18 protein-coding genes and 1 tRNA gene are annotated in these 21,547 nt (G+C 54.9%); 11 read left to right on the forward strand and 8 right to left on the reverse strand.

Features of this window, described 5'->3' with window-relative positions:
- Window positions 1-203: hypothetical protein (locus C5S62_RS13975; RefSeq protein ID WP_223301232.1), on the forward strand; the 203-nt coding region annotated here is incomplete at its 5' end.
- A gap of 14 nt (window positions 204-217) precedes the next feature.
- Here the strand turns inward: C5S62_RS13975 and C5S62_RS11830 are convergent.
- From C5S62_RS11830 to nhaD, 6 genes are all read right to left on the reverse strand, one after another.
- Window positions 218-1,324 (reverse strand): sulfotransferase, encoded by a 1,107-nt coding sequence (locus C5S62_RS11830; RefSeq protein WP_104405587.1) that lies wholly within the window; start codon window positions 1,322-1,324, stop codon window positions 218-220.
- Between the two features lie 215 nt (window positions 1,325-1,539).
- Window positions 1,540-2,271, reverse strand: coding sequence for a porin family protein (locus tag C5S62_RS11835; RefSeq protein WP_104405588.1), 732 nt, complete (start codon window positions 2,269-2,271; stop codon window positions 1,540-1,542).
- 80 nt (window positions 2,272-2,351) lie between these two features.
- On the reverse strand, window positions 2,352-3,257 hold the full coding sequence (locus C5S62_RS11840) for a cation diffusion facilitator family transporter (protein WP_104405589.1): 906 nt from the start codon (window positions 3,255-3,257) through the stop codon (window positions 2,352-2,354).
- Between the two features lie 235 nt (window positions 3,258-3,492).
- Window positions 3,493-3,774: a putative quinol monooxygenase gene (locus C5S62_RS11845; protein WP_104405590.1), complete on the reverse strand. Its 282-nt coding sequence runs from the start codon at window positions 3,772-3,774 to the stop codon at window positions 3,493-3,495.
- A 94-nt stretch (window positions 3,775-3,868) separates the two neighbouring features.
- Complete coding sequence (locus tag C5S62_RS11850) at window positions 3,869-4,507, reverse strand: porin family protein (protein ID WP_104405591.1); 639 nt, start codon at window positions 4,505-4,507, stop codon at window positions 3,869-3,871.
- Between the two features lie 87 nt (window positions 4,508-4,594).
- Window positions 4,595-5,992, reverse strand: a complete 1,398-nt coding sequence (gene nhaD / locus C5S62_RS11855) for a sodium:proton antiporter NhaD (protein ID WP_104405592.1) — start codon at window positions 5,990-5,992, stop codon at window positions 4,595-4,597.
- Between the two features lie 220 nt (window positions 5,993-6,212).
- Between nhaD and C5S62_RS11860 the strand changes: the two genes are divergently transcribed.
- A tRNA-Arg gene (locus C5S62_RS11860) sits at window positions 6,213-6,284 on the forward strand.
- Between the two features lie 353 nt (window positions 6,285-6,637).
- Here C5S62_RS11860 and C5S62_RS11865 read toward each other — a convergent pair.
- Window positions 6,638-7,474, reverse strand: a complete 837-nt coding sequence (locus C5S62_RS11865) for a glycosyl transferase (RefSeq protein WP_371411206.1) — start codon at window positions 7,472-7,474, stop codon at window positions 6,638-6,640.
- Window positions 7,475-7,478: 4 nt separating this feature from the next.
- Between C5S62_RS11865 and C5S62_RS13655 the strand changes: the two genes are divergently transcribed.
- A complete protein-coding gene (locus C5S62_RS13655; protein WP_172486173.1) occupies window positions 7,479-7,616 on the forward strand; it encodes a hypothetical protein in 138 nt (45 codons plus the stop codon).
- Window positions 7,617-7,695: 79 nt separating this feature from the next.
- Window positions 7,696-8,679, forward strand: coding sequence for an acyltransferase (locus tag C5S62_RS11870; protein WP_190311587.1), 984 nt, complete (start codon window positions 7,696-7,698; stop codon window positions 8,677-8,679).
- A 127-nt stretch (window positions 8,680-8,806) separates the two neighbouring features.
- Here C5S62_RS11870 and C5S62_RS11875 read toward each other — a convergent pair whose 3' ends face one another.
- Complete coding sequence (locus C5S62_RS11875; RefSeq protein ID WP_223301233.1) at window positions 8,807-9,499, reverse strand: DUF4294 domain-containing protein; 693 nt, start codon at window positions 9,497-9,499, stop codon at window positions 8,807-8,809.
- Window positions 9,500-9,631: 132 nt separating this feature from the next.
- On the opposite strand from C5S62_RS11875, the gene rnr reads away from it, so the two are divergent.
- The 7 genes from rnr to C5S62_RS11910 all read left to right on the forward strand — a co-directional run bounded on the left by rnr (window position 9,632) and on the right by C5S62_RS11910 (window position 21,442).
- Window positions 9,632-11,944: a ribonuclease R gene (gene rnr, locus C5S62_RS11880; protein ID WP_104405595.1), complete on the forward strand. Its 2,313-nt coding sequence runs from the start codon at window positions 9,632-9,634 to the stop codon at window positions 11,942-11,944.
- A 358-nt stretch (window positions 11,945-12,302) separates the two neighbouring features.
- Window positions 12,303-14,432, forward strand: coding sequence for a fasciclin domain-containing protein (locus C5S62_RS11885; protein ID WP_104405596.1), 2,130 nt, complete (start codon window positions 12,303-12,305; stop codon window positions 14,430-14,432).
- 546 nt (window positions 14,433-14,978) lie between these two features.
- On the forward strand, window positions 14,979-17,018 hold the full coding sequence (metG, locus tag C5S62_RS11890) for a methionine--tRNA ligase (protein WP_104405605.1): 2,040 nt from the start codon (window positions 14,979-14,981) through the stop codon (window positions 17,016-17,018).
- 124 nt (window positions 17,019-17,142) lie between these two features.
- A complete protein-coding gene (locus C5S62_RS11895; RefSeq protein ID WP_104405597.1) occupies window positions 17,143-17,592 on the forward strand; it encodes a DUF2059 domain-containing protein in 450 nt (149 codons plus the stop codon).
- A 289-nt stretch (window positions 17,593-17,881) separates the two neighbouring features.
- Entirely contained in the window at window positions 17,882-18,577 is a 696-nt protein-coding gene (locus C5S62_RS11900) for a succinate dehydrogenase cytochrome b subunit (RefSeq protein ID WP_104405598.1), read from the forward strand.
- Window positions 18,578-18,704: 127 nt separating this feature from the next.
- Window positions 18,705-20,651, forward strand: coding sequence for a fumarate reductase/succinate dehydrogenase flavoprotein subunit (locus C5S62_RS11905; protein WP_104405599.1), 1,947 nt, complete (start codon window positions 18,705-18,707; stop codon window positions 20,649-20,651).
- A 32-nt stretch (window positions 20,652-20,683) separates the two neighbouring features.
- Window positions 20,684-21,442 carry a succinate dehydrogenase/fumarate reductase iron-sulfur subunit gene (locus C5S62_RS11910; protein WP_104405600.1) on the forward strand — a complete coding sequence of 253 codons (759 nt, stop codon included), beginning with the start codon at window positions 20,684-20,686 and terminating at the stop codon, window positions 21,440-21,442.
- Window positions 21,443-21,547 lie beyond the last annotated feature (105 nt).

Genomic DNA, 21,547 nt, shown 5'->3' on the forward strand with positions numbered 1-21,547 from the left:
CTTGGCTGTTACAAAGATACGATATTTTCCGCCGGAAAGCAAATAGTGTTAAAAACGGGAGTACCATTTCCACGGCCTGTCGAGTGATGTCAAAAAAACAAGGGGCCGCCCCGTTCCGGCCAAGGCTCAAGCGGAACGCACTTCCTGACGAACAAGAGCGGCGCATCCTCCGAAAAGGATGGCGCCGCTCCGCTTTATTATGAAAAAATGAATTCTGTCAGATGTTGTATCCCCAGTCGTCGAGGGCAAACTTCCAATGTTTCTCCACCAGCTCACGGGTACGGGGGTCGTACTGGTACTTGTTCTTCTTGTACCCTTTCTTCGATCCTACATACTGCTCTATGGCTGTGCGCGCCTCTTCCCATCCCGGCAGCCCTAAGGTCTGATAAATCTGACGGGTCATGCCCAGGGCATCAGCCTCAAAGTCTTCGAATTTCACCTCTATGAGGTTGCCTTCGGGTATGAGGTGCTTGTCGGCTTCATACTTGTGATAGAGCTTGGCGTAAACGCTGAGGATGTTCTCTTCAATCTGTTCGTCGGTGAACTCCTGAAGTTTCAGCGGCTGTATGGTGTTGGTGAAGAACGAACGGGTTGACTCGAACACCGTGTAGGGATTGCGCATGAGATAGACGAACTTGGCGTCGGGGAACATTCTGACCAGTTCCTTCACGCGGCCGGTGTGTGGCGGGTTCTTGGAGAGGAACTGCGTGCCGCCGGTGTTCCACAGCGAAATCTTGATCAGTTTCGTAAAGGTTTCCTCCCATATTTTGAGTTCCTCGGGGGCGATGTCGTTGAAAAGAAGATATTTGTCGCAATACTCCTGCATATATTTCGGGAAGAACCAGAAATTATAATAGGTGTAGGGCATCATGTTGGCCAAGGCAAATTCTTCCTCCTGCGGCAGGTCGACGGCCAGTTCCATATTGTCGGTGGGGCGCTTGTCGGGCATGAGCCACGACATGTTTTTCTTGAAAAACGGCTGGCCGAACATCATGAGATGCGGGAAAACCGTTTGGTAAGTCGTGTTATAGCCGAAATGCTTGTCGCACGAGAGAACATTGTGGACGAAAGTGGTGCCCGAACGCCAATGGCCCAGTATGAACACCGGTGCATGCTCCAGAGGTTTGTCGGCCAAACGCCGGCGATAACGGCCCTCCTGTATCGGCGCCAACGTTGAGAGGAGGCGGCACACGGCTTTGGTGAGGCGGTATTTCCCGCGCCAGGCCTTGTCCACCTCGCGGCCGTCGGTGAGCTGCCTGAACGTTTTCCAGTCGGCTCCGACGAGTGTATTGATCGGTAATTTATTAAATTCTAGAAGTCCCATATTATTCGTTTTTTCAGCCTGCCGGCCTGTAATTTTCCGGCAAAGTTATGTATTAATCTTGAATAATCGGACAAAAAAAACCGCAAAATCGTTGAGTGGCACTACCTTTTGCGGCAAACGAACGGCACATACATTTCAGGCGCCGGCAACACGCGGCAACGGCCGTTACAAGCCGGCAATGCCTCTGCTCCACCTTGGCGCAGACACTGTACGGCTCATTCGAAATAGAACGACAGCACCACCATGTTTGCCGAAGCGCGGTCGACGCTTTTCGTATATATCTGCTGGGTGGGATCGGTGAGGTCATTGCGGTTCTTCCTGAGAATGTTGCCCAGACCGAAGCAGAATTTCAACTCGGGTATGAGCTTGAAGAACGGCAGATAAAGGTCGCATCCCATTCCTACCTCAAGCATCGCGCTGAAAGCATTCGTGCGCAACTTGGTGTGCTTGCCGGCCGTTAGGTCATACATCGGACTGACGCCGGCCACTACGTAAGGCCGGTAATTGTTGAAGCGCGGAGCACTGAACTTGAGGTTAAAGGGAACCGACAGGTAGGAGGATTTCATGTCCTGCGACTCTTCCCGCCCGGTGGCCAGGTTACGGAACCTGATGTGCTTGCTGCCGAAATAAAGGGAAGGAATGAGACGCAGAGCCATATAGCGGTTGAGCTGCCACTCCCCCAGAACACCCACATTCAGCCCGAAGTTGTGACGGTCGTTGGCGGCAAGCCATTGGTCGCCCGTTTCAGGATCGGTATAGCCGTTGTTGACAAGATGAAGCCCCTGGTCATGAAAACCTACGGTAAAGCCATAGTGAAAGCGCCTTTCGTCGATGAAAGGCTTATACTGCACCTTGCGCTCCTGTGCCCATGACACAGTGAGGCCTCCCGCCGGAATCAACAGCAGGAACAGGACAAACAAAAACTTGATGCAACGAAACGGTAACATAAGAGGTGAGAAGCGGACGGCATGCGGCCCTGTATTATCACTAACGGACCGGCAACGGTTTTATTGTATCTGCGGAAGACTTACTTCACAGGCTCCACGTGGGTGTTGATGATGGTAAGCGGCCCGAACCTGTCACGCAGCTTCCTTTCTATTTCAAGCGTGACCCTGTGTGCCTGCCCGATGGTGAAGTCCTTATCCATGCGGATGTGCATGTCGATGGCGCAATAGGAACCTATACGCCTCGTGCGCAGGTTGTGGGGATCGGTAACGTCGGGATGCTTCAGAATAGTGTCGAGAATAAACGTCTCGTCCTCTTCGGGCAACGAGCGCTCAAGCAGCTCGCCGATGCCGGGCATGAGAAGCTCCATACTTATTTTTATAATAAAGACACTCACCACTACCGCGGCAAGCGGATCGAGCACCCGCCACTCTTCGCCCAAAAGGATGGCTCCGCCGATACCTGCGGCCGTTCCCAACGACGAAAGAGCATCGGAACGGTGGTGCCAGGCATTGGCTTCCACTGCCAGAGAATTGCAGCGGCGGGCGGCAATAACGGTATAACGGTAAACGGCCTCTTTCATCAGAATCGACACCAAGGCGGCATAGAGCGCCACGCCTCCGGGACGGGACAGGGTCTGCCCCTGCAAAAAGGCGGCTATGGCCGAAATGCCGTTCCAAAGGATGCCGAATCCGACAAAGAGGAGCAGCAAACCGATGAATACCGTAGCCAGGGTCTCATATTTACCATGTCCGAAATCATGCCCTTTGTCCTTGGGCCTGCCGGCTATGCGCACACACACCATTACGACAATGTCGGTGAGGAAGTCGGACAGTGAGTGGACGGCATCGGCCAGCATGGCGGCACTGCCGCCCACTATGCCGGCAAACAGTTTGAAAAGCGTGAGCACGCCGTTGGCAATGCTGCCGACAAGTGTCACGCGGATTATCTTCCGCTCGCGTTGCTGGGTGTCGTGGATTGAAGTCATGGGGCTGTGCGGAAACTCCTGCGGGAGTAATATGAAAAACTAGCTTCGCAGGGAAAGGGATTTTCCCTGCTACAAAATTAATGATTTATTCCGGGTTCTTCCACTCGCCGGTCATTATTTTAACACTATCCGCCTCCGCCGGAAAACATGCCACTATTGTGACAACCAAGCGGGACTTCCCCTGTGGAAAGCCCCGCTTTTTCTGTTTTACCAAACATTAAGGTGCTGGAATCCCTCAGGCGGGAAAGTCGAATTTTTCCAACTTGAGAGAACCCTGCTCCTCCAGTACGGCCACATAACGCTTGAAATGTTCCGTTTTCATGTGAGCGGCAAGAGCTTCCTCACCTGTCCAGGTTTCACAAATCATGAAGACATCGGGACGGGTGCCGCTTTCGAACACATCGTAAGCCACACAGCCTTCTTCCTGCCGCGAGGCGGCGGTAAGGGCCAAGGCAGCCTGAAGGGCGGCGTCATAACATTCCTCCTTGGCCTGAAAGAAACAGTTGAGTCGTAGCATAATGATGATATTTTCCTTATTATAATAAAGACAGGAAGGCACTGTCCGGGCACGACCTGCTGCGGCGTCGCCCTGACAGGCTTCACAATAAATTTCAGAAGTAAACCGTTGCCGACAATTTAAAGGTGTTGGCTTTCATCTCATTGGTACGGATGTCGATGCCCGTGGCGTTTCCAAACACACTCTTGGCCACCTTGCCCAAAGCGAAGTTGTAGCCTACTCCCACCTCCACACGGTCGAGCACCTTCACGCCGGTGCCGATATTCCATGAGGTGGTCATGTTCTCCTGCTTGAACATGCCGGCCGTGCCGGTATAGTCTTCGCTGGCGATGTTCCAGCTGCGCGAACCCACGTTGAAGTCGAACTGCGGACCGGTAGCCAAAAAGACCGAGGCCACGCTTCCCAGACCGATGTTATAGCGTACATTGATGGGGATAGCCACCGAACGCATCGTCTTTGAGGTGATGTTCTCTCCATCGAGACTGTATTTCTGCTGCGAATAGACCAGTGAAGCATCAAGACCGAAACCGAGGGCCAGACTCAGGTTACCCTTCAGACCGGCATACCATCCGGCGCGGTTGTTGGTGTTGAAATTCTGCATGTAGTCGCCCTTAAGCTTCAGTTTTGTCATGTTAAGACCTCCTGTCACACCCCAGTCAAAACCGAAAGCCGATGCCGGCGTAGCCCATGCCATGCTGACAAGCAGAACAAGGCTCATAATGATTTTCTTCATAATGTTGTCATTTTTTTATGATGATGAATATAATATTATCAGTATTCTCATAGTTCCGGCCGGAGGCTCGGGAACCATACGGCAGTGTCAGAGGCCGATGGCCTTCTCCACCCAGTAAACGCCGATACCGGACAAATAGCCAGCAAAGGCAATCCACGAGATGCGGCGCAAATACCAGCCGAAGGTTATCTTCTCGAGTCCCATCACGATAACGCCGGCTGCGCTGCCGATAATGAGCATCGAGCCTCCCACACCGGCGCAATAGGCCAGCAGCTGCCAGAAGATGCCGTCCACGGCAAAGTCCGCCAGAGCCGGATTGGCAGCCACTTCGGCGGCAGAGGCCACGGGATACATTCCCATGCAACCGGCCACGAGGGGCACGTTGTCGACAATGCTCGACACCACACCGATGACACCCGTCACAACGTAGTGATTGCCGCCCGAAGCGGTGTTGAGCCACTGCCCGAAGGCGGTAAGCACGCCGGTCTCCGCCAGTGTGGCCACGGCCATGAGGATACCCAAAAAGAAGAGGATGGTGCTCATGTCGATGCGGGAGAGGAGCTGCGTGACGCGCTGTTGTGTGGTTTCCTCTACGTCGCCACGCGAGCGATAGAACAGTTCGGTCACCGTCCACAGCAGGCCCAGCACAAGGAGTATGCCCATGAAAGGCGGCAGTCCGGTGAGGAAACGGAAGACGGGCACGAAGATAAGTCCTCCCACGCCCAGCCAGAACACGACGTTGCGTTCGGCCGCCGTGAAGTGAAGGGCATCGCCCTCCTGCGCCATTTGCGGGGCGGCGAGCTCGCCCTTGAGGCTTGTCTGAAGAATGAGGGCGGGCACCACGACCGATGCCACCGAGGGAAGGAATATTTCCGTTATCACGCCTATGGTGGAGATGTTGCCCTTTATCCAGAGCATGATGGTGGTCACGTCGCCGATGGGCGAAAAGGCACCGCCGGCGTTGGCGGCCAGGATGACGAGACCGGCATATATCATGCGGTCTTTATTGTCGCTCACGAGTTTGCGCAGCACCATCACCATGACGATGCTCGTGGTAAGGTTGTCAAGAATGGCGGAAAGGACAAAGGTCATGAACGTGATGCGCCACAGCAGCTTGCGCTTGCTGGTGGTTTGCAGGCGGTCGCGCACGAAGTTGAAACCACCGTTGGCATCGACAATCTCAACGATGGTCATGGCTCCCATGAGGAAGAAAAGGATCTCACAGGTGTCTCCCAAATGAGAAAGCAGGATATGCTCGTTGACAAACGCGCTGACGGCACTGCCACCGCCGGCAAACGCGCTTTGGAACGCCTGCCACACGCCGCCGTGCATCAGACTGATGAACGGTACGGGATCAACCATATACAATACCCAGCACGCCACACACATCAGCAGTGCGGGGGCAGCTTTGTTCACTTTCAAAACGCTCTCAAGGGCGATGCAGGCATACCCTAGAACGAACGCGGCGACAATAAAAGTTACCATAATTTATCAGGATATAATCTTATTTATAAATGCTTTCTGCCGTTAGCGGATTGCAAAGAAAGATAAAAATCCTGACAAAACCAAAAAAACGGGGATACAAATATGGCAGGACAACATAAATAAGCCGGCATCCGGACTTTTTGAAACGAAAAACAACGGCCGGCCGGCAGCGTTTCAAGAAAAAGCATTACCTTTGCAGGGCGCTCGGTCGGCGCGGTATGCCCTCATAGTTCAATGGATAGAACACCGCTCTCCTAAAGCAGTGATATGAGTTCGATTCTCATTGGGGGTACCTTTCTTGGGGGCGGAACAGATGGTTCCGCCCCCAAGTCTTTATTTTCAGACGGTAAACCGAGCGTCTGCACCGGGAGGGAAGGCGTTTTAACATTTCTTGCTTTCCGGAGGAAAATATATTATCTTTGTAACAGCCAAGCGGGACTTCTTTGTGGGAAGTCCCGCTTTTTGCGTATTTTTCAACTATATCCGGACATTTTCCAACCGTATTTTCATCGGAAAATGGCCGTATTGCAATTTAAATTCCAAGTATCCGTGTTAAAATTCGAATAAGGACTTTCACCATTACAACATTTGCAACCTTTGTTTTAACACATCGGAATGTTGCGGAAAGTTAAATATGTTAAAGTGCTAAACCTTGAGCACCTCCAACGGAATGCCGCCAAGGCGGCCCGCCATTTCGGAGAACGTGCTGCCGGAAGAACCGTATATTTTCCCGGTGCGGGCCAGGGTGTACATATCGGCCAGTCCGCCGCGTATACCCTCTGTCGATGAGCGGTCGGCCTCAGACGGGGGAGTAAGCAGACACCCGCCGTAGCGCTGGTGCATCTGCCGTTTCACACCCTCATCATCGGTGGCCAGATAAATCTGCCTGTAACGGCCGGCAGTCAGGTCGGCATCGAGACGGGCGAAGAAACACTCCATCGGACTTTGGCTGATGGCCTCGGCATGGTCGGTGCGGCGTATGTGTACGCCCACGGTGGGCACATCGGCGAATGTGGCCGCACGCCGCGCCACCTCATCCTCCACCTCAGCCACAGGACGGAACAGGGTGCGCAGCAAGGCGTCGGGATAGGGATAGAAATCAGAATAGGAGGCCATGAAGCGGCGGCCCGGACGGGAAGCCCAGCCCTTGAAGTCGAACCCGCGCCACACAAGGGGCGTCACCTCGGCTTCGTAAATGCAGGCGGCATAGCGCTGGCGCTGCCACAGACGCGGCACACCGAAGTTGCGGCGGCGCGGGCGGTCGTCGGTCAGCAAGTCGGTGAGGCGGGCTTCGCGCAAATGCAAGCCTTCGGCCTCAACCGCACGGAAAATATCATGGAAAGGGGCATGGAGCGCCCAGTCCTTGAACCATATCACGCGCAACCCGCGACCGGCATCGCGCGCCATAGTAAGAGCCGAGGCCACGGCACGCATGCGGTTGGCCAGTCCGCCGGCAGGAACAAAAGTGATGGGAAATGACATATTCATGAGACTTAAAAAAACGGGGTTCTACACTGAAAAAATCCGCAAGGACTACCGGAGGGCATGGAAAACAGAGAGGAGCGGGCACTACACCCGAACCGCGCGGACCATCTGTGAGCGACATGCCGCCAACGCTACTTGACAGGGCAAAAAATGCGTCTACTCTTTTTCTTATTACTACCTTTGCACGGAAACAGTCACACACGTCAATACACAACGTTATGCAGAAACCGCGACAATCCAACTACGAGCTGCTGCGCCTGGCGGCTATCGTGCTTATCGTAGCCATGCACACATGGGGCTACGCCTTCACTACCACCGACACCGTGACGCAAGGCATCCTGCTGCTCGTCAACGCTGTGGGCAACACGGGCGTTACGCTCTTCGTACTCCTGTCGGGATGGTTCGGCATCCGCTTCAGCACGGGCAAACTGCTGCGGCTGGTGTTCGTCGTGCTGACTTATTCCGTCCTCACCTATGGGCTGCAGACAGGCCTCGGAACGGAAAGTCTCACGGCGGCGGGAATCAGAAAAGCGCTGCTGCCGCTGCTCTCGGGCAAATACTGGTTCATGACGTGCTATGCCACCCTCTTCTGCCTGTCGCCGTGGCTCAACCGTGCCGCCGACAACCTGCCCAAACGCGACTTCGGCCTCCTGCTGGCAGTGGCAGCCTTCTTTTTCCTGGCCGTACCCACCCTCCAACTGGCCGACCCCACACATGACGGGGGCAAAGGCTTCGTCAACATGACACTGGCCTACATGGCCGGCCGCTACCTCCACCGCCACGGATGGCCGCACCTTCTGGATCGGCATGGCATGGCGATAGCATCAGGTGCCGTGGCCGCCATTTTATTGCTCAACGGCGGCATAACCGCAGTCACAGGCCATTTGTGTAACACCTTCGCACGCGACAACAATCTGCTTGTGTTCACAGCGGCACTGGGCATTTTCCGCCTCATCGGACGATGGCACTTTTCGGCGGAAAGCGTGAATTATCTGGCAGGCTTCGCTTTTCCGCTCTATCTGACAAACTCCACTGTCATTGCCCTTTTCAGCCCGTGGCTCACGGCGGACATCCATCATCCCGCTTTCAGCCTTCGTGCGGCGGCGGTAATGGCGGCAGCCTTTTTTGCGGAGGTTCTGCGCCGACTGTTGCTGGGTCGCGCGGAAGCATGGCTTCTCACGGCGGGACGCGACAGACACTGATCCTTTTTTCCATACGCGCAGTCGTTGCCGCAGGGTACGCCGGCAAATCCGTCATTCACGTTATCGACCGCTTACCGGTCAGGAGACATATCCGTCTGCCTATACCGGCTCCGGCAACCGGAACCGGTCATAATTGTCCCGACTCCACAAGCCGCACGATACGTTCCGTATAGCGGTCATCGCCCTCGGGGTCGTACCGCTTGGTCAGACTTTGGCCGAAAACTACGGCTATGCCCTGATACAAATTGGCCTTGAAAGACCCGATAAACGCCTGAGCAATATTATAGCCCGTCTGCCCGCACTCGCGGTCGATGAGTTTCACCAGCAAACGTCCCTGCGAACGCGTCAGGCGCTTGAGGGTGGGCGTATAGGTTCGTTTGAGGTCCGCCTCCACCTTCTGCAAATGGGCGGCCCGTGCCTCTTTGGTGGGCAATGTCTGCAACACCTCATAAGTCTCCACCACCATGATACGCGCCAGGCGCGCCAACGGCAGAAGACGTTTCACGTTGGACACAAGACGATTGTAACGCTCGCGCTCCTTATCGTTTTTAAACTTCATGGGAGGATATTTGTAAAAAGTGGGCATGATAACATGCGGAATACTGTCGCCACGATACCACGCCTTGCCCACCTGCACTTCCATGCCGATGGCAGGCGGCTCCTCATCGGCGCGCACCGCGTCGACCTCAGGAACGTCCTGCGCCAAAGCGGAAAACACGCCGGCCGCGAAGAGAAAAAACAATGATAGGTATTTCCGGATGTCCATAACACCGGCAAAATTAGTAAGAAAAGCCCACACTTCGATAAGAAAACACCCCACTTGCGCGTTATTATTCCTTAATTGACAGGCTGTCTGCCAAAAAATAACTTCCTTTGTACGTAAGGAAAAGGCGGACAAAGGGAAAAACCGCCCGCCACCGACAAGAACATAGCCAACTAAAAGATAACAGACATGGCACGCAACAAAAAAGAAAAACGCGGCACTCCGCGCCTGAAAAAGAAAGATATAGGGCAGATGCTCCTCGACCTTTTCGCACAGAACCCCGACAAGAACTTCAGCATCAAGCAACTGTTTACCAACATCGGCGCCGCCAACCATCCCACGAAGATGCTCGTACTTGATGTGCTTTCGGAACTGGTGCTCGACGACTACCTCACCACCGACGGCAACGGCAATTACCGCAGCGCCATACGCTCCAACGTCATGGAGGGCACCTTCCAGCGCAAGCGCAACGGCCGAAACTCCTTTGTGCCCGACGACGGCGGCAAGAGTATACTTGTGTGCGAACGCAACTCACTACACGCTCTTGACGGCGACCGCGTGCGCGTAACGATGCTGGCCCGACGTCCGGGACATACCCGCGAGGCTGAAGTGACGGAAATCCTGAGCCGCGCCAATGACACTTTTGTGGGACAGCTGCAGGTGGAACGCGGATACGGCTTTCTCGTGACTGAAAGCCGGTCGCTGGCCACCGACATTTTCATACCCAAGGACAAACTCAAAGGCGGCAAGACGGGCGACAAAGCCGTGGTGAAGATAGTGGAATGGCCCGACGAGTCGAAAAGTCCCATCGGAAAGGTAGTGGACATTCTCGGCCGGCAGGGAGATAACAACGCGGAGATGCACGCCATACTGGCGCAATACGGACTGCCCTACAAATATCCCGAAGCCGTAGAGAAAGCCGCCGAAAAACTTTCCGCCGACATCACGCCCGAGGAGATAGCCCGACGCGAGGACTTCCGCCACGTAACGACCTTCACCATTGACCCCCACGACGCGAAAGATTTCGATGACGCCCTATCCATCCGACGGCTGGCCGAGGGAGAGTGGGAGGTGGGCGTACACATAGCCGACGTGTCACACTACGTAAAAGAAGGAGACATCATCGACCGGGAAGCCGAGAAACGGGCCACAAGCGTCTACCTAGTGGACCGCACCATTCCTATGCTCCCCGAACGTCTGTGCAACTTCATCTGCTCGTTGAGGCCCGATGAAGAGAAACTCACCTACTCCGCCATTTTCCGCCTCAACGCCAAAGCGGATATCCTGGACTGGCATCTGGCGCATGCCGTCATCAAGAGCGACCGCCGATTCACTTACGAGGAGGTGCAGACCGTCTTCGAACGCAACAGAGAGGCTTCGGAAGCGGACCTGGCCTTGCCGGGCGAACACCCCCAACCGCTGCCCCAAGGCACGCCGCCCGAAGGTGAATATGCCGAAGAGCTGATCACCCTCAACCGGCTGGCCAAGCGCCTGCGGGAGAAGCGCTTCAAAAACGGCGCCATAGGATTTGACCGCGCCGAGGTGCGCTTTGAAACCGATGAGACCGGCCACCCCGTCTCCACTTATATTAAAGTGGCTAAAGACGCCAACAAGCTCGTGGAAGAGTTCATGTTGCTGGCCAACCGCAGCGTGGCCGAACTCATAGGCCGCGTGCCCAAAGGACGAAAAGCCAAGGTACTGCCCTACCGCATACACGATGTGCCCGATCCGGAAAAACTGGAAAAGCTCCGTGCCTTCATCGCCAAGTTCGGCTACAAAATACGCACCGAGGGTACCAAGACAGAAGTATCGAAGAGCCTCAACGCCCTGCTGGGCGACGTAAAGGGAAAGAAAGAGGAGAATGCCATAGAGATGGTAGCCTTGCGAGCCATGATGAAGGCCCGCTACAGCACACACAACATCGGCCACTACGGCCTCATGTTCCAGTACTACACCCACTTCACCTCCCCCATACGCCGCTACCCTGACACAATGGTCCACCGCCTGCTCACCAAATACGCCGATGGCGGACGCTCTGTCAGCGCCGTGAAATACGAGGAACTGTGCGAGCACGCCTCCGACATGGAGCAGCTGGCAGCCACGGCCGAACGTGCCAGCATCAAATACAAACAGGTGGAGTTCATGGCCGACCGCCTCGGACAGGAATTCGAGGGCACCGTATCGGGAGTGACAGAGTTCGGTCTCTACGTCGAAGTAACGGAAAACATGTGCGAGGGAATGATTCCCCTCCGTTCCCTGCTCGACGACTACTACGAGTTCGACGAACGCAACTACTGCCTTGTGGGACGCCGCTTCCGCAAGCGCTATGCCCTTGGCGATAAAGTGCGCATCCGCGTGGAGCGCGCCAATCTGGAACGGAGGCAGCTCGACTTTGTGCTGATTGAAGACGAAGGCGAACGTCCCGCACCGCCCGTACCGGCGCGAAGCCGCGGAAAAAGTTTCGCGGAAAAAGGGAAAAAGCGCCGCGGACATCGCAAATAACCAAACCGCCCATAAGCATTCTGGAACGCAACCATCTACCCTCGTAACAAGCAAAAATCATCAACAGCGCTTGGTACAATCAGGTAGATGGTTGTGTTTCTTTTTTCAAAATCTCCCTCACCAAAAATGAAACCAAGTCAAAATCTTAACTCTTTTCATTTTTATTCTATAAAATATCTCCTGCATTTCTTTCAGAATGTCAACCATAAAAAAACAACTCCGAAATTTACACCTCTGTTAAATAGTTTTAAAACAAATCCATTATTCCATTTAAATAAGGTCTCTATGTGCAAAAAAACATAAATTTGCAGTCCTGTGAAAACAATAAAAGAAAAAAACAAATAAAAACCCGACGACTATGAAAAAGAACAAATTGACAATGGTTCTTTCCCAACTTTCAGGGGGGGTGATTTTACTCTTCAGTCTTGCCCTTGCCGTGAGCAGTTGCAAGGAAAGCATTGATGACGGTAACTTTGCCATCAAAACGGAACAGACAGTCAGCGATTATCTGGCTGATGCTCCCGAAAAATTCTCCGACATCAAGGCCATCTTCGACCGCGTCAGACTGGGACGCTCCGACGAGGCCTCAACGCTCACGAGCGTACTCTCGGCGCGTGGCAACTACACGCTCTTTGCACCTAACAATGAAGCTGTAAGCAAATACATCAAGGGACTCGGCATAAGCTCCATAGACGAACTGACCTACGATCAGGCCGAACTCATCGCCAAAAGCTGCATCATCGACAACGGCGAACTGAGCGCCTACGAAGAAGCCACATTCCCTTCTCCATCCGGTTCGTTTGCCGAACCCAACCTCAACGACCGCATCCTCTCCTGTACTCAGGACACGACCGCCGACGGCAAAATGTACTACGTCATCAACGGTGGCTCCAAGGTTTTGAAGACCAACAACGAGGTGTCCAACGGCATGATACACGAGGTGGACTCCGTCATTGCCCCGTCGTCCGACAACCTTTACGAGATGATCGCCTCTGCCGACAACATGCAGATTTTCGCCCACCTGTTGGAGCAGACCACCTGGGCAGACTCTCTCGCAGTACCCTACATTGACATGGACTATGAGAACGAAGAGCGCGAGGCCGTCTTTTATCCCGCTTTCGGTACACAGGCCGGTCTTCCCTACGATGTGCCCATGCACCGCTACACCGGTTTCACGGCCTTTGTCGAACCGGATAACGTGTTTGCCTCCGAATGGGGCATCACCCTCAACAAGGATGCCGAGGGCAACGTGACGAACTGGGCCGAGGTGATGGCCAAATTCAAGCAGAAGTGCGAAGCCGTTTACGGCACGGACGCTGCCGACGACCTGAGCAATCCCGACAATGCCATCAACCGCTTTGTGGCTTACCACCTGCTGGACGGACGCATGGCCTACGACCGTTTTGTGGGACACTACAATGAATATCTCTATGACTTCGGCGCCGACCGTGCCCGCCCGCAGTCCATCAATTATCCTACCAATGTGTGGGACTATTTCACGACGCTGGGCAAATACCGCGGTCTTATCAAGATCACTCAGGTGAGCGACCGCAGTCTCGATCCCAACACCAACGCCCTTGACCACCCCATTTACATCAACCGCAAGTCGATCTACAAGAACGGTCGTCAGGAGGACTATCAGGAGCTGCGTGCCGAGGTGCCGGGCATTTTGGTATCGGCGTTGAACGGCAACAACGACAACAACTCCATGAACGGCTTCTATTTCCCGATCGACAAGGTGCTGCTCTACGATGATGCCACCCGCTCACAACTGGCCAGCGAGCGCATCCGCATAGAAGCCACTACCATGCTGCCCGAAATGCTTACCAACAATATGCGCCTCAACTGCATGGGATCATTCCCCAGAGGCTACTTCAAGAATATCCCGAACATGTCGGCCGGTACCATCATGACATACCTCTCATGTACCCACGACCGTCTGTCGGGCGGTAACGGCTGGCGCGACTATCAGGGCGACGAGTTCCTATTCCTCGGTCTGTTCGATTTCACCCTGCGTCTGCCGCCTTTCCCAAAAGACGGAACCTACGAGTTGCGCATGGGACTTTCGAACAACCCCAACCGCGGTATGGCCCAGATCTATTTCGGCGACGACCCCAACCGTCTGACTCCCACCGGTCTGCCTGTCGACATGCGCCAGTCGGCCGGTACCGTGGCCATTCCCTGGGTGGCCGACATCGATGGCGATGACATCACCAATGCCGAAAACGACAAGAACATGCGTAATCAGGGCTACATGAAAGCTCCGAAGTACATCTGCTGGACCAACCGCCAGCCCACCAACACTATCCGTACCAGTCCGGGCGCCATCCGCATGATCGTGACCACGGCCGATATGAAAGCCAACAAAACCTACTACCTGCGCTTCAAGTCGGCATTGAAGAAGATGAACGGCGAGTTCTTCATCGACTACTTCGAATACGTGCCCACCTCAGTCTACAACGGCACAACAGCCGAGGACATCTGGTAAGAACACCGTGCCGGTCCGGCCGGACCATAAAACCGGAAAGCACAAGGAACGGCGGGCATCCTGTCTCTTCCCCGCGAAGAACGGCCGGCTCACCATGTCATTTTAACACTTCTTGCTTTCAGCCGGAAAATATATTATCTTTGTAACAGCCAAGCGGGGCTTTCCTTCGGGGAAGCCCCGCTTTTCATGTGTTTCCGGCGATAATCCAAGGCAAAAAACGCATATTCCAGGCGCAAAAAGCATTACTTGGATTTTTTATTTGCCGTATTTGTGTTAAAATTCCGATACGGACTTTTGGACTTCCACTACTTCGAACCTACCTTTTAACTCTTGGAAATGTTGTGGAAAGTTAAATATGTTAAAGTGCCGGCGTTCCGCCCCGCCGGCGGAGAGTTTGCAGAAAATACAAAGCGTTTCCAACCAAAGCTGGGGCCGTTCTGCAAAAAAATAGTTAACTTTGCGCCCAACAGAACGCTGCCACAACGACCGCCGGAAAGCGGCAAACGGGCAGCGCCGTCAGCATGCAATAAAAAAACACCCGACGATATGGAAAACAAATTCAACCGGACACTCGTTACGGCAGCCCTGCCATACGCCAACGGCGGTGTCCACATAGGCCATCTGGCCGGCGTTTACGTTCCGGCCGACATCTACGTGCGTTACCTCCGCCTGCGCGGCCGTGAAGTGCTCTTCGTGTGCGGTTCCGACGAACACGGCGTACCCGTCACCATCCGCGCGCGCAAGGAAGGCTGCACCCCTCAGGAAGTGGTGGACCGCTACAACCGCGTCATCAAGGAGTCGTTCGAAGGCTTCGGCATCTCGTTCGACGTTTTCGGCCGCACCACCTCCGACACCCACCGTCACCTGGCCTCCGACTTCTTCCGAACGCTCTACGACAAGGGCGAATTCATTGAGAAAGAGAGCGAGCAATATTACGACGAGGAGGCCGGCACCTTTCTCGCCGACCGTTACATCACGGGGGAATGCCCCCACTGCCATGCGGAGGGTGCCTACGGCGACCAGTGCGAGAAATGCGGTACGGCCCTCTCGCCCACCGAACTCATCAATCCGCGGAGCACCGTGAGCGGCGGCGCCCCCGTACTCCGCAAGACCAAGCACTGGTATCTGCCCCTCGACAGGCACCAGCAATGGCTTGAGCCTTGGATCACGCAAGACCACAAGGAATGGCGCTCCAATGTGATGGGGCAATGCAAGTCGTGGTTTGACATGGGACTGCAGCCGCGCGCCGTGAGCCGCGACCTCGACTGGGGCATCCCCGTACCCGTTGAAGGCGCCGACGGCAAAGTGCTCTACGTATGGTTCGACGCCCCCATCGGCTACATATCCAACACCAAAGAACTGCTGCCCGACACTTGGGAAAAGTGGTGGAAAAGCAAGGATACGCGCCTGGTCCACTTCATCGGCAAGGACAACATCGTGTTCCACTGCATCGTGTTTCCGGCCATGCTCAAGGCACACGGCGACTACGTGCTGCCCGACAACGTGCCCTCCAACGAGTTCCTCAATCTCGAAGACGACAAGATATCCACCTCGCGCAACTGGGCGGTGTGGCTCGACGAATACCTCTGCGAACTGCCCGGAAAACAGGACGTACTGCGCTACGTGCTCACGGCCAACGCGCCTGAGACGAAAGACAACAACTTTACGTGGCGCGACTTTCAGGCACGCAACAACAATGAACTGGTGGCCGTTTACGGCAACTTCGTGAATCGTGCCCTCCAGCTCACCAAAAAGTACTACGGCGGAGAGGTGCCGGCCTGCGGCGAACTGACCGGTGCCGACCGCGAAATAATCGGTGAGTTTCAGGGCGTCAAAGCCGAAGTAGAGCGGCTCATCGAAGCCTTCCGCTTCCGCGACGCGCAAAAGGAGGCCATGAACCTGGCACGCATCGGCAACAAGTATCTGGCCGATTCCGAACCTTGGAAAATCGTCAAGACCGACCCCGAACGCGTCAAAACCATCCTGCACATCGCCCTCCAGCTCGTAGGCAATCTGGCTATCGCCTTCGAACCGTTCCTGCCTTTCTCCTCGCAGAAGCTCCGCGGAATGCTGGGCATGGGAAAAGTGGAATGGGACCGCCTTGGCAGCCTCGACCTGCTGCCTGCCGGACACCGGCTGGCCGAGCCGGAACTGCTCTTCGAGAAGATCGAAGACAGTCTGGTGGAAGCACAAGTGCAGAAACTCCTCGACACAAAAAAAGCCAACGAAGCCGCCAGCTACAAGGCACAGCCAGTCCGCCCCGACATAGCCTTCGAAGATTTTGAGAAGCTCGACATCCGCGTGGGCACCGTAACCGCTTGCGAACGCGTGCCGAAAGCCGACAAACTCCTGAAATTCGAAATAGCCGACGGGCTGGAAAACCGCACCATCGTTTCGGGCATCGCCAAACACTATGCGCCGGAAGACCTCGTAGGCAAACAAGTCTGCTTCATAGCCAACCTGCCGCCGCGCAAGCTCCGCGGCATAGAGAGCCAGGGCATGATCATATCGGCAGAAAACGCCGATGGCTCACTGAGCGTCGTCACCGTAGACCGTGAAGTGAAACCCGGCAGCCAGGTCAAATGATACCGACACCACCGGCGGGGCGCATCCTCAACGCACGTTATAAGGATGCGCCCCGTCTCATTAAAACCATCATCATCGGAAATCATCTTATTCCATCATTATCTTAACAATCAAAACAACACGTATGAAAAAAATCATCCTCACACTCATTCTTGCGCTCACAGCGTCTACAGCCATGCTCAAGGCACAAGCCGCCATATCGCCCGAATTTGAGGCCGACATCCGCAAGGCACTCACACTCACCAAAGGCAAGGAAACCATGTCGGCCACCATGTCGGCCACCTTTGAGGGCATGAGCGCCCAGCTCGGCATGACCGCAGAAGAAACACAGGCAATGAGCCGATTCATCGTTGATAAGATCTATCCGAAAGTGGAAGTGAAAATGATAGAGTTATGGGCCTCGCATTTCACCCACGAAGAAGTAAAGGGCATCGTGGCTTTCTATGAAACACCCGTAGGACGCAAAATGGGCGAAAAAGCCCCCGTACTGGCAGCCGAAGGCGCCAAAATAGGAGCCGGCCTATCGAGCGACATCCAAGCCGCCGTGATGCAGTTCATGCAACAGAAGAAATAACAGGCACACGCCTGCCCAGGCCGCCCCGGCATACCGCGCTCCGCAGTATGCCGGGGCGGCCATTTCTATATCCTCACGTCAAGCGCGCCCCCCTGAAACCATTCCACCCAAACAAACCACTGCGAAAAGTTGGTATTCCCCGTTTAATATTCATTATTTTATTGTGCCTTTTTTTTGCAGTCAAACGGAAATGTTTTACTTTTGCAAGGTAAACTGCCTGAGCCTGCTCTCAGGCGCTACGGCACACGCGCAAAACAATTTATTAAATATCAACTTAATTCAAAAATCTATGTGGTTAACTAATTCATCTATCGGACGAAAGGTGATCATGTCGGTAACCGGCATCGCACTTATTCTGTTCCTGACGTTCCATGCTTGCATGAACTTGGTGGCCCTTTTCTCTGCCGATGCCTACAACGCCATTTGCGGAGCCTTGGGAGCCAACTGGTATGCCGTAGCCGCCACCGTTGGTCTGGCAGCTCTCGTGGTGCTCCACTTCGTTTATGCCATCATCCTCACCTTGCAGAACCGCAAGGCACGCGGCGCCAACCGCTACGCCGTGACCTCAAAACCCGAAAAGGTAGAATGGGCGTCACAGAACATGTTCGTGCTCGGCCTTATTGTCGTGATCGGCCTGCTGCTCCACCTCTACAATTTCTGGTACAACATGATGTTTGCCGAATTTGCCAATGGCGGCTATGCCTTCGTTGCCGGCGACTACGCCGCCCACGACGGCGCCGGCCTGATAGCCTTCACCTTCCAGCAACCCGTTTACACCGTGCTCTACATCATTTGGTTTGTTGCCATCTGGTTCCACATGACACACGGTTTCTGGAGCGCCTTCCAGACACTCGGCCTCAACAACAAGGTTTGGTTCTGCCGCTGGAAAGCCATCGGTACCGCCTACGTAACCATCGTTATGCTCATGTTCGTAGCCGTAGCTCTCGCATTCTCCTTCTGCGGCGGTGCCTGCAGCGCAGCATAACCATTTTCCAACGGTCGGCACCGGCGGACACTCTTTCCGCGGCCCTAGAGGCACACACCGCACTACGGCCCGGCCCGCACCGACGGCTCCCGTCCTCATATAACCATACACTAACAAACATCCGATCATGGCTAACATCGATTCAAAGATACCCGAAGGTCTAGTAGCTGAAAAATGGACCAACTATAAAGCCCACCAGAAACTGGTGAACCCGAAGAACAAGCGCAAACTCGACATCATCGTCGTAGGTACAGGACTGGCAGGAGCCAGCGCCGCCGCTTCGCTGGGCGAAATGGGATTCAAGGTTAAAAACTTCTGCATTCAGGATTCCCCCCGCCGCGCGCACTCCATCGCCGCACAGGGCGGTATCAACGCTGCCAAGAACTATCAGAACGACGGCGACTCCGTATACCGCCTCTTCTACGACACCGTAAAAGGCGGTGACTACCGTGCACGCGAAGCCAACGTTTACCGTCTGGCCGAAGTAAGCGCCAGCATCATTGACCAATGCGTGGCACAAGGCGTACCTTTCGCACGCGAATACGGCGGCATGCTTGCCAACCGTTCTTTCGGCGGCGCGCAGGTGAGCCGTACCTTCTATGCCAAAGGCCAGACCGGCCAGCAGCTCCTGCTCGGCGCCTACTCAGCCCTGATGTGTCAGGTCAACGCCGGAACAGTTGAGCTTTACACCCGCTATGAAATGCTCGATGTCGTTATCATCGACGGCCGTGCACGCGGTATCATAGCCCGCAACCTCGTAACCGGCGGACTTGAACGCTTTGCCGCACACGCTGTAGTACTGGCCACCGGCGGATACGGAAACACCTACTTCCTCTCCACCAATGCCATGGGCTGCAACTGCTCGGCAGCCATTGCGGCTTACCGTAAAGGCGCCTATTTCGCCAACCCTTCCTACGTACAGATTCACCCCACCTGTATTCCCGTACACGGCGACAAGCAGTCGAAACTCACCCTCATGTCGGAATCGCTCCGCAACGACGGCCGCATCTGGGTACCCAAGAAACTTGAAGACGCCAAGAAACTCCAGAAAGGCGAAATACAAGGCCGCGACATCCCCGAGGAGGACCGCGACTATTACCTCGAACGCCGCTATCCCGCTTTCGGTAATCTCGTGCCGCGCGACGTGGCCAGCCGCGCCGCCAAAGAGCGTTGCGACAAAGGCTACGGCGTAAACAACACCGGACTGGCTGTATTCCTCGATTTCTCACAAGCCATCAAGGACTTCGGACGCGACGAAATAGAAGCCCGCTACGGCAACCTCTTCGACATGTACGAGGAAATCACCGACGAAAGCCCGTATGAGACTCCGATGATGATCTATCCGGCCGTACACTACACCATGGGCGGCATCTGGGTGGACTACGAATTGCAGACTTCCGTCAAGGGTCTCTTCGCCATCGGTGAATGTAACTTCTCCGACCACGGCGCCAACCGCCTCGGAGCCTCTGCCCTCATGCAAGGCTTGGCCGACGGTTACTTCGTGCTCCCCTACACCATCCAGAACTATCTGAGCGACCAGATTACCGTTCCACGCTTCTCCACCGACCTGCCCGAGTTCAAAGCCGCCGAAGCCGCAGTAAAGAGCCGCATCGACCGCCTGTTCAACATCAAGGGCAAACGCTCCGTTGACTCCCTCCACAAAGAACTCGGCCACATCATGTGGGAACATGTAGGCATGGGCCGTACTGCCGAAGGCCTGAAGCAAGGTCTGGCAAAAATGAAAGAACTCCGCAAGGAATTCTACGCCAACCTCTTCGTACCCGGAACAACCGAAGGAGTAAACGTAGAGCTTGAAAAGGCCATCCGCTTGGAAGACTTCATCCTCATGGGCGAACTCATAGCCAACGATGCCCTTACACGCAACGAATCGTGCGGCGGCCATTTCCGCGAAGAATATCAGACGGAAGAAGGCGAAGCCAAGCGCGACGACGAGAACTACTTCTACGTAGGTTGCTGGGAATACCAGGGCAACGATGACACTGCCCCCGTCCTCTCCAAGGAACCGCTCGTTTACGAAGCCATCAAGGTACAAACCCGCAACTACAAGAACTAATCCGTAGAACCTCACTAAAAGACATCAGAAAAATGGCTAAGAATATAAGCTTTACAATCAAGTACTGGAAGCAGAACGGTCCTAAGGATGCCGGCCACTTCGACTCCCGCGAAATGCACAACATCCCCGATGACACTTCTTTCCTCGAAATGCTCGACATCCTCAACGAGGAACTCATCAACGAAGGTAAAGAGCCGCTCACGTTCGACCACGACTGCCGCGAAGGCATCTGTGGCATGTGCTCGCTCTACATCAACGGAACGCCACACGGCAAGACCGAGCGCGGCGCCACGACCTGCCAGCTCTACATGCGTCGCTTCAACGATGGTGATGTCATCACTGTGGAACCCTGGCGCTCGGCCGCTTTCCCCGTCATCAAGGACTGTATGGTAGACCGCTCCGCCTTCGACAAAATTCAGGCCGCCGGCGGCTATGTGACCGTACGCACCGGTCAGCCTCAGGATGCCAATGCCATCCTCATTCCCAAGCAGGATGCCGACGAAGCCATGGACTGCGCCACCTGCATCGGTTGCGGCGCCTGTGTGGCAGCCTGCAAGAACGGTTCCGCCATGCTTTTCGTCAGTTCCAAGGTGAGCCAGCTTGCCCTCCTGCCTCAAGGACGTCCCGAAGCGGCCAAACGCGCCAAAGCCATGGTAGCCAAGATGGACGAACTAGGTTTCGGCAACTGCACCAATACCCGTGCCTGCGAAGCCGTATGCCCCAAGAATGAGAGCATTGCCAACATCGCCCGCCTCAACCGCGAATTTATCAAGGCAAAACTCCACGACTAAATAGCATCAGGCTGATATCGCCCTGAAAAAGGGCTACTATACCGAGAATCCCCGCCGCGAATTGTACGCGGCGGGGATTCTCGGTATTCCATATCTTATCGGACA

It is taken from the genome of Prevotella sp. MGM2 (assembly GCF_002933955.1).
GTDB lineage: Bacteria > Bacteroidota > Bacteroidia > Bacteroidales > Bacteroidaceae > Alloprevotella.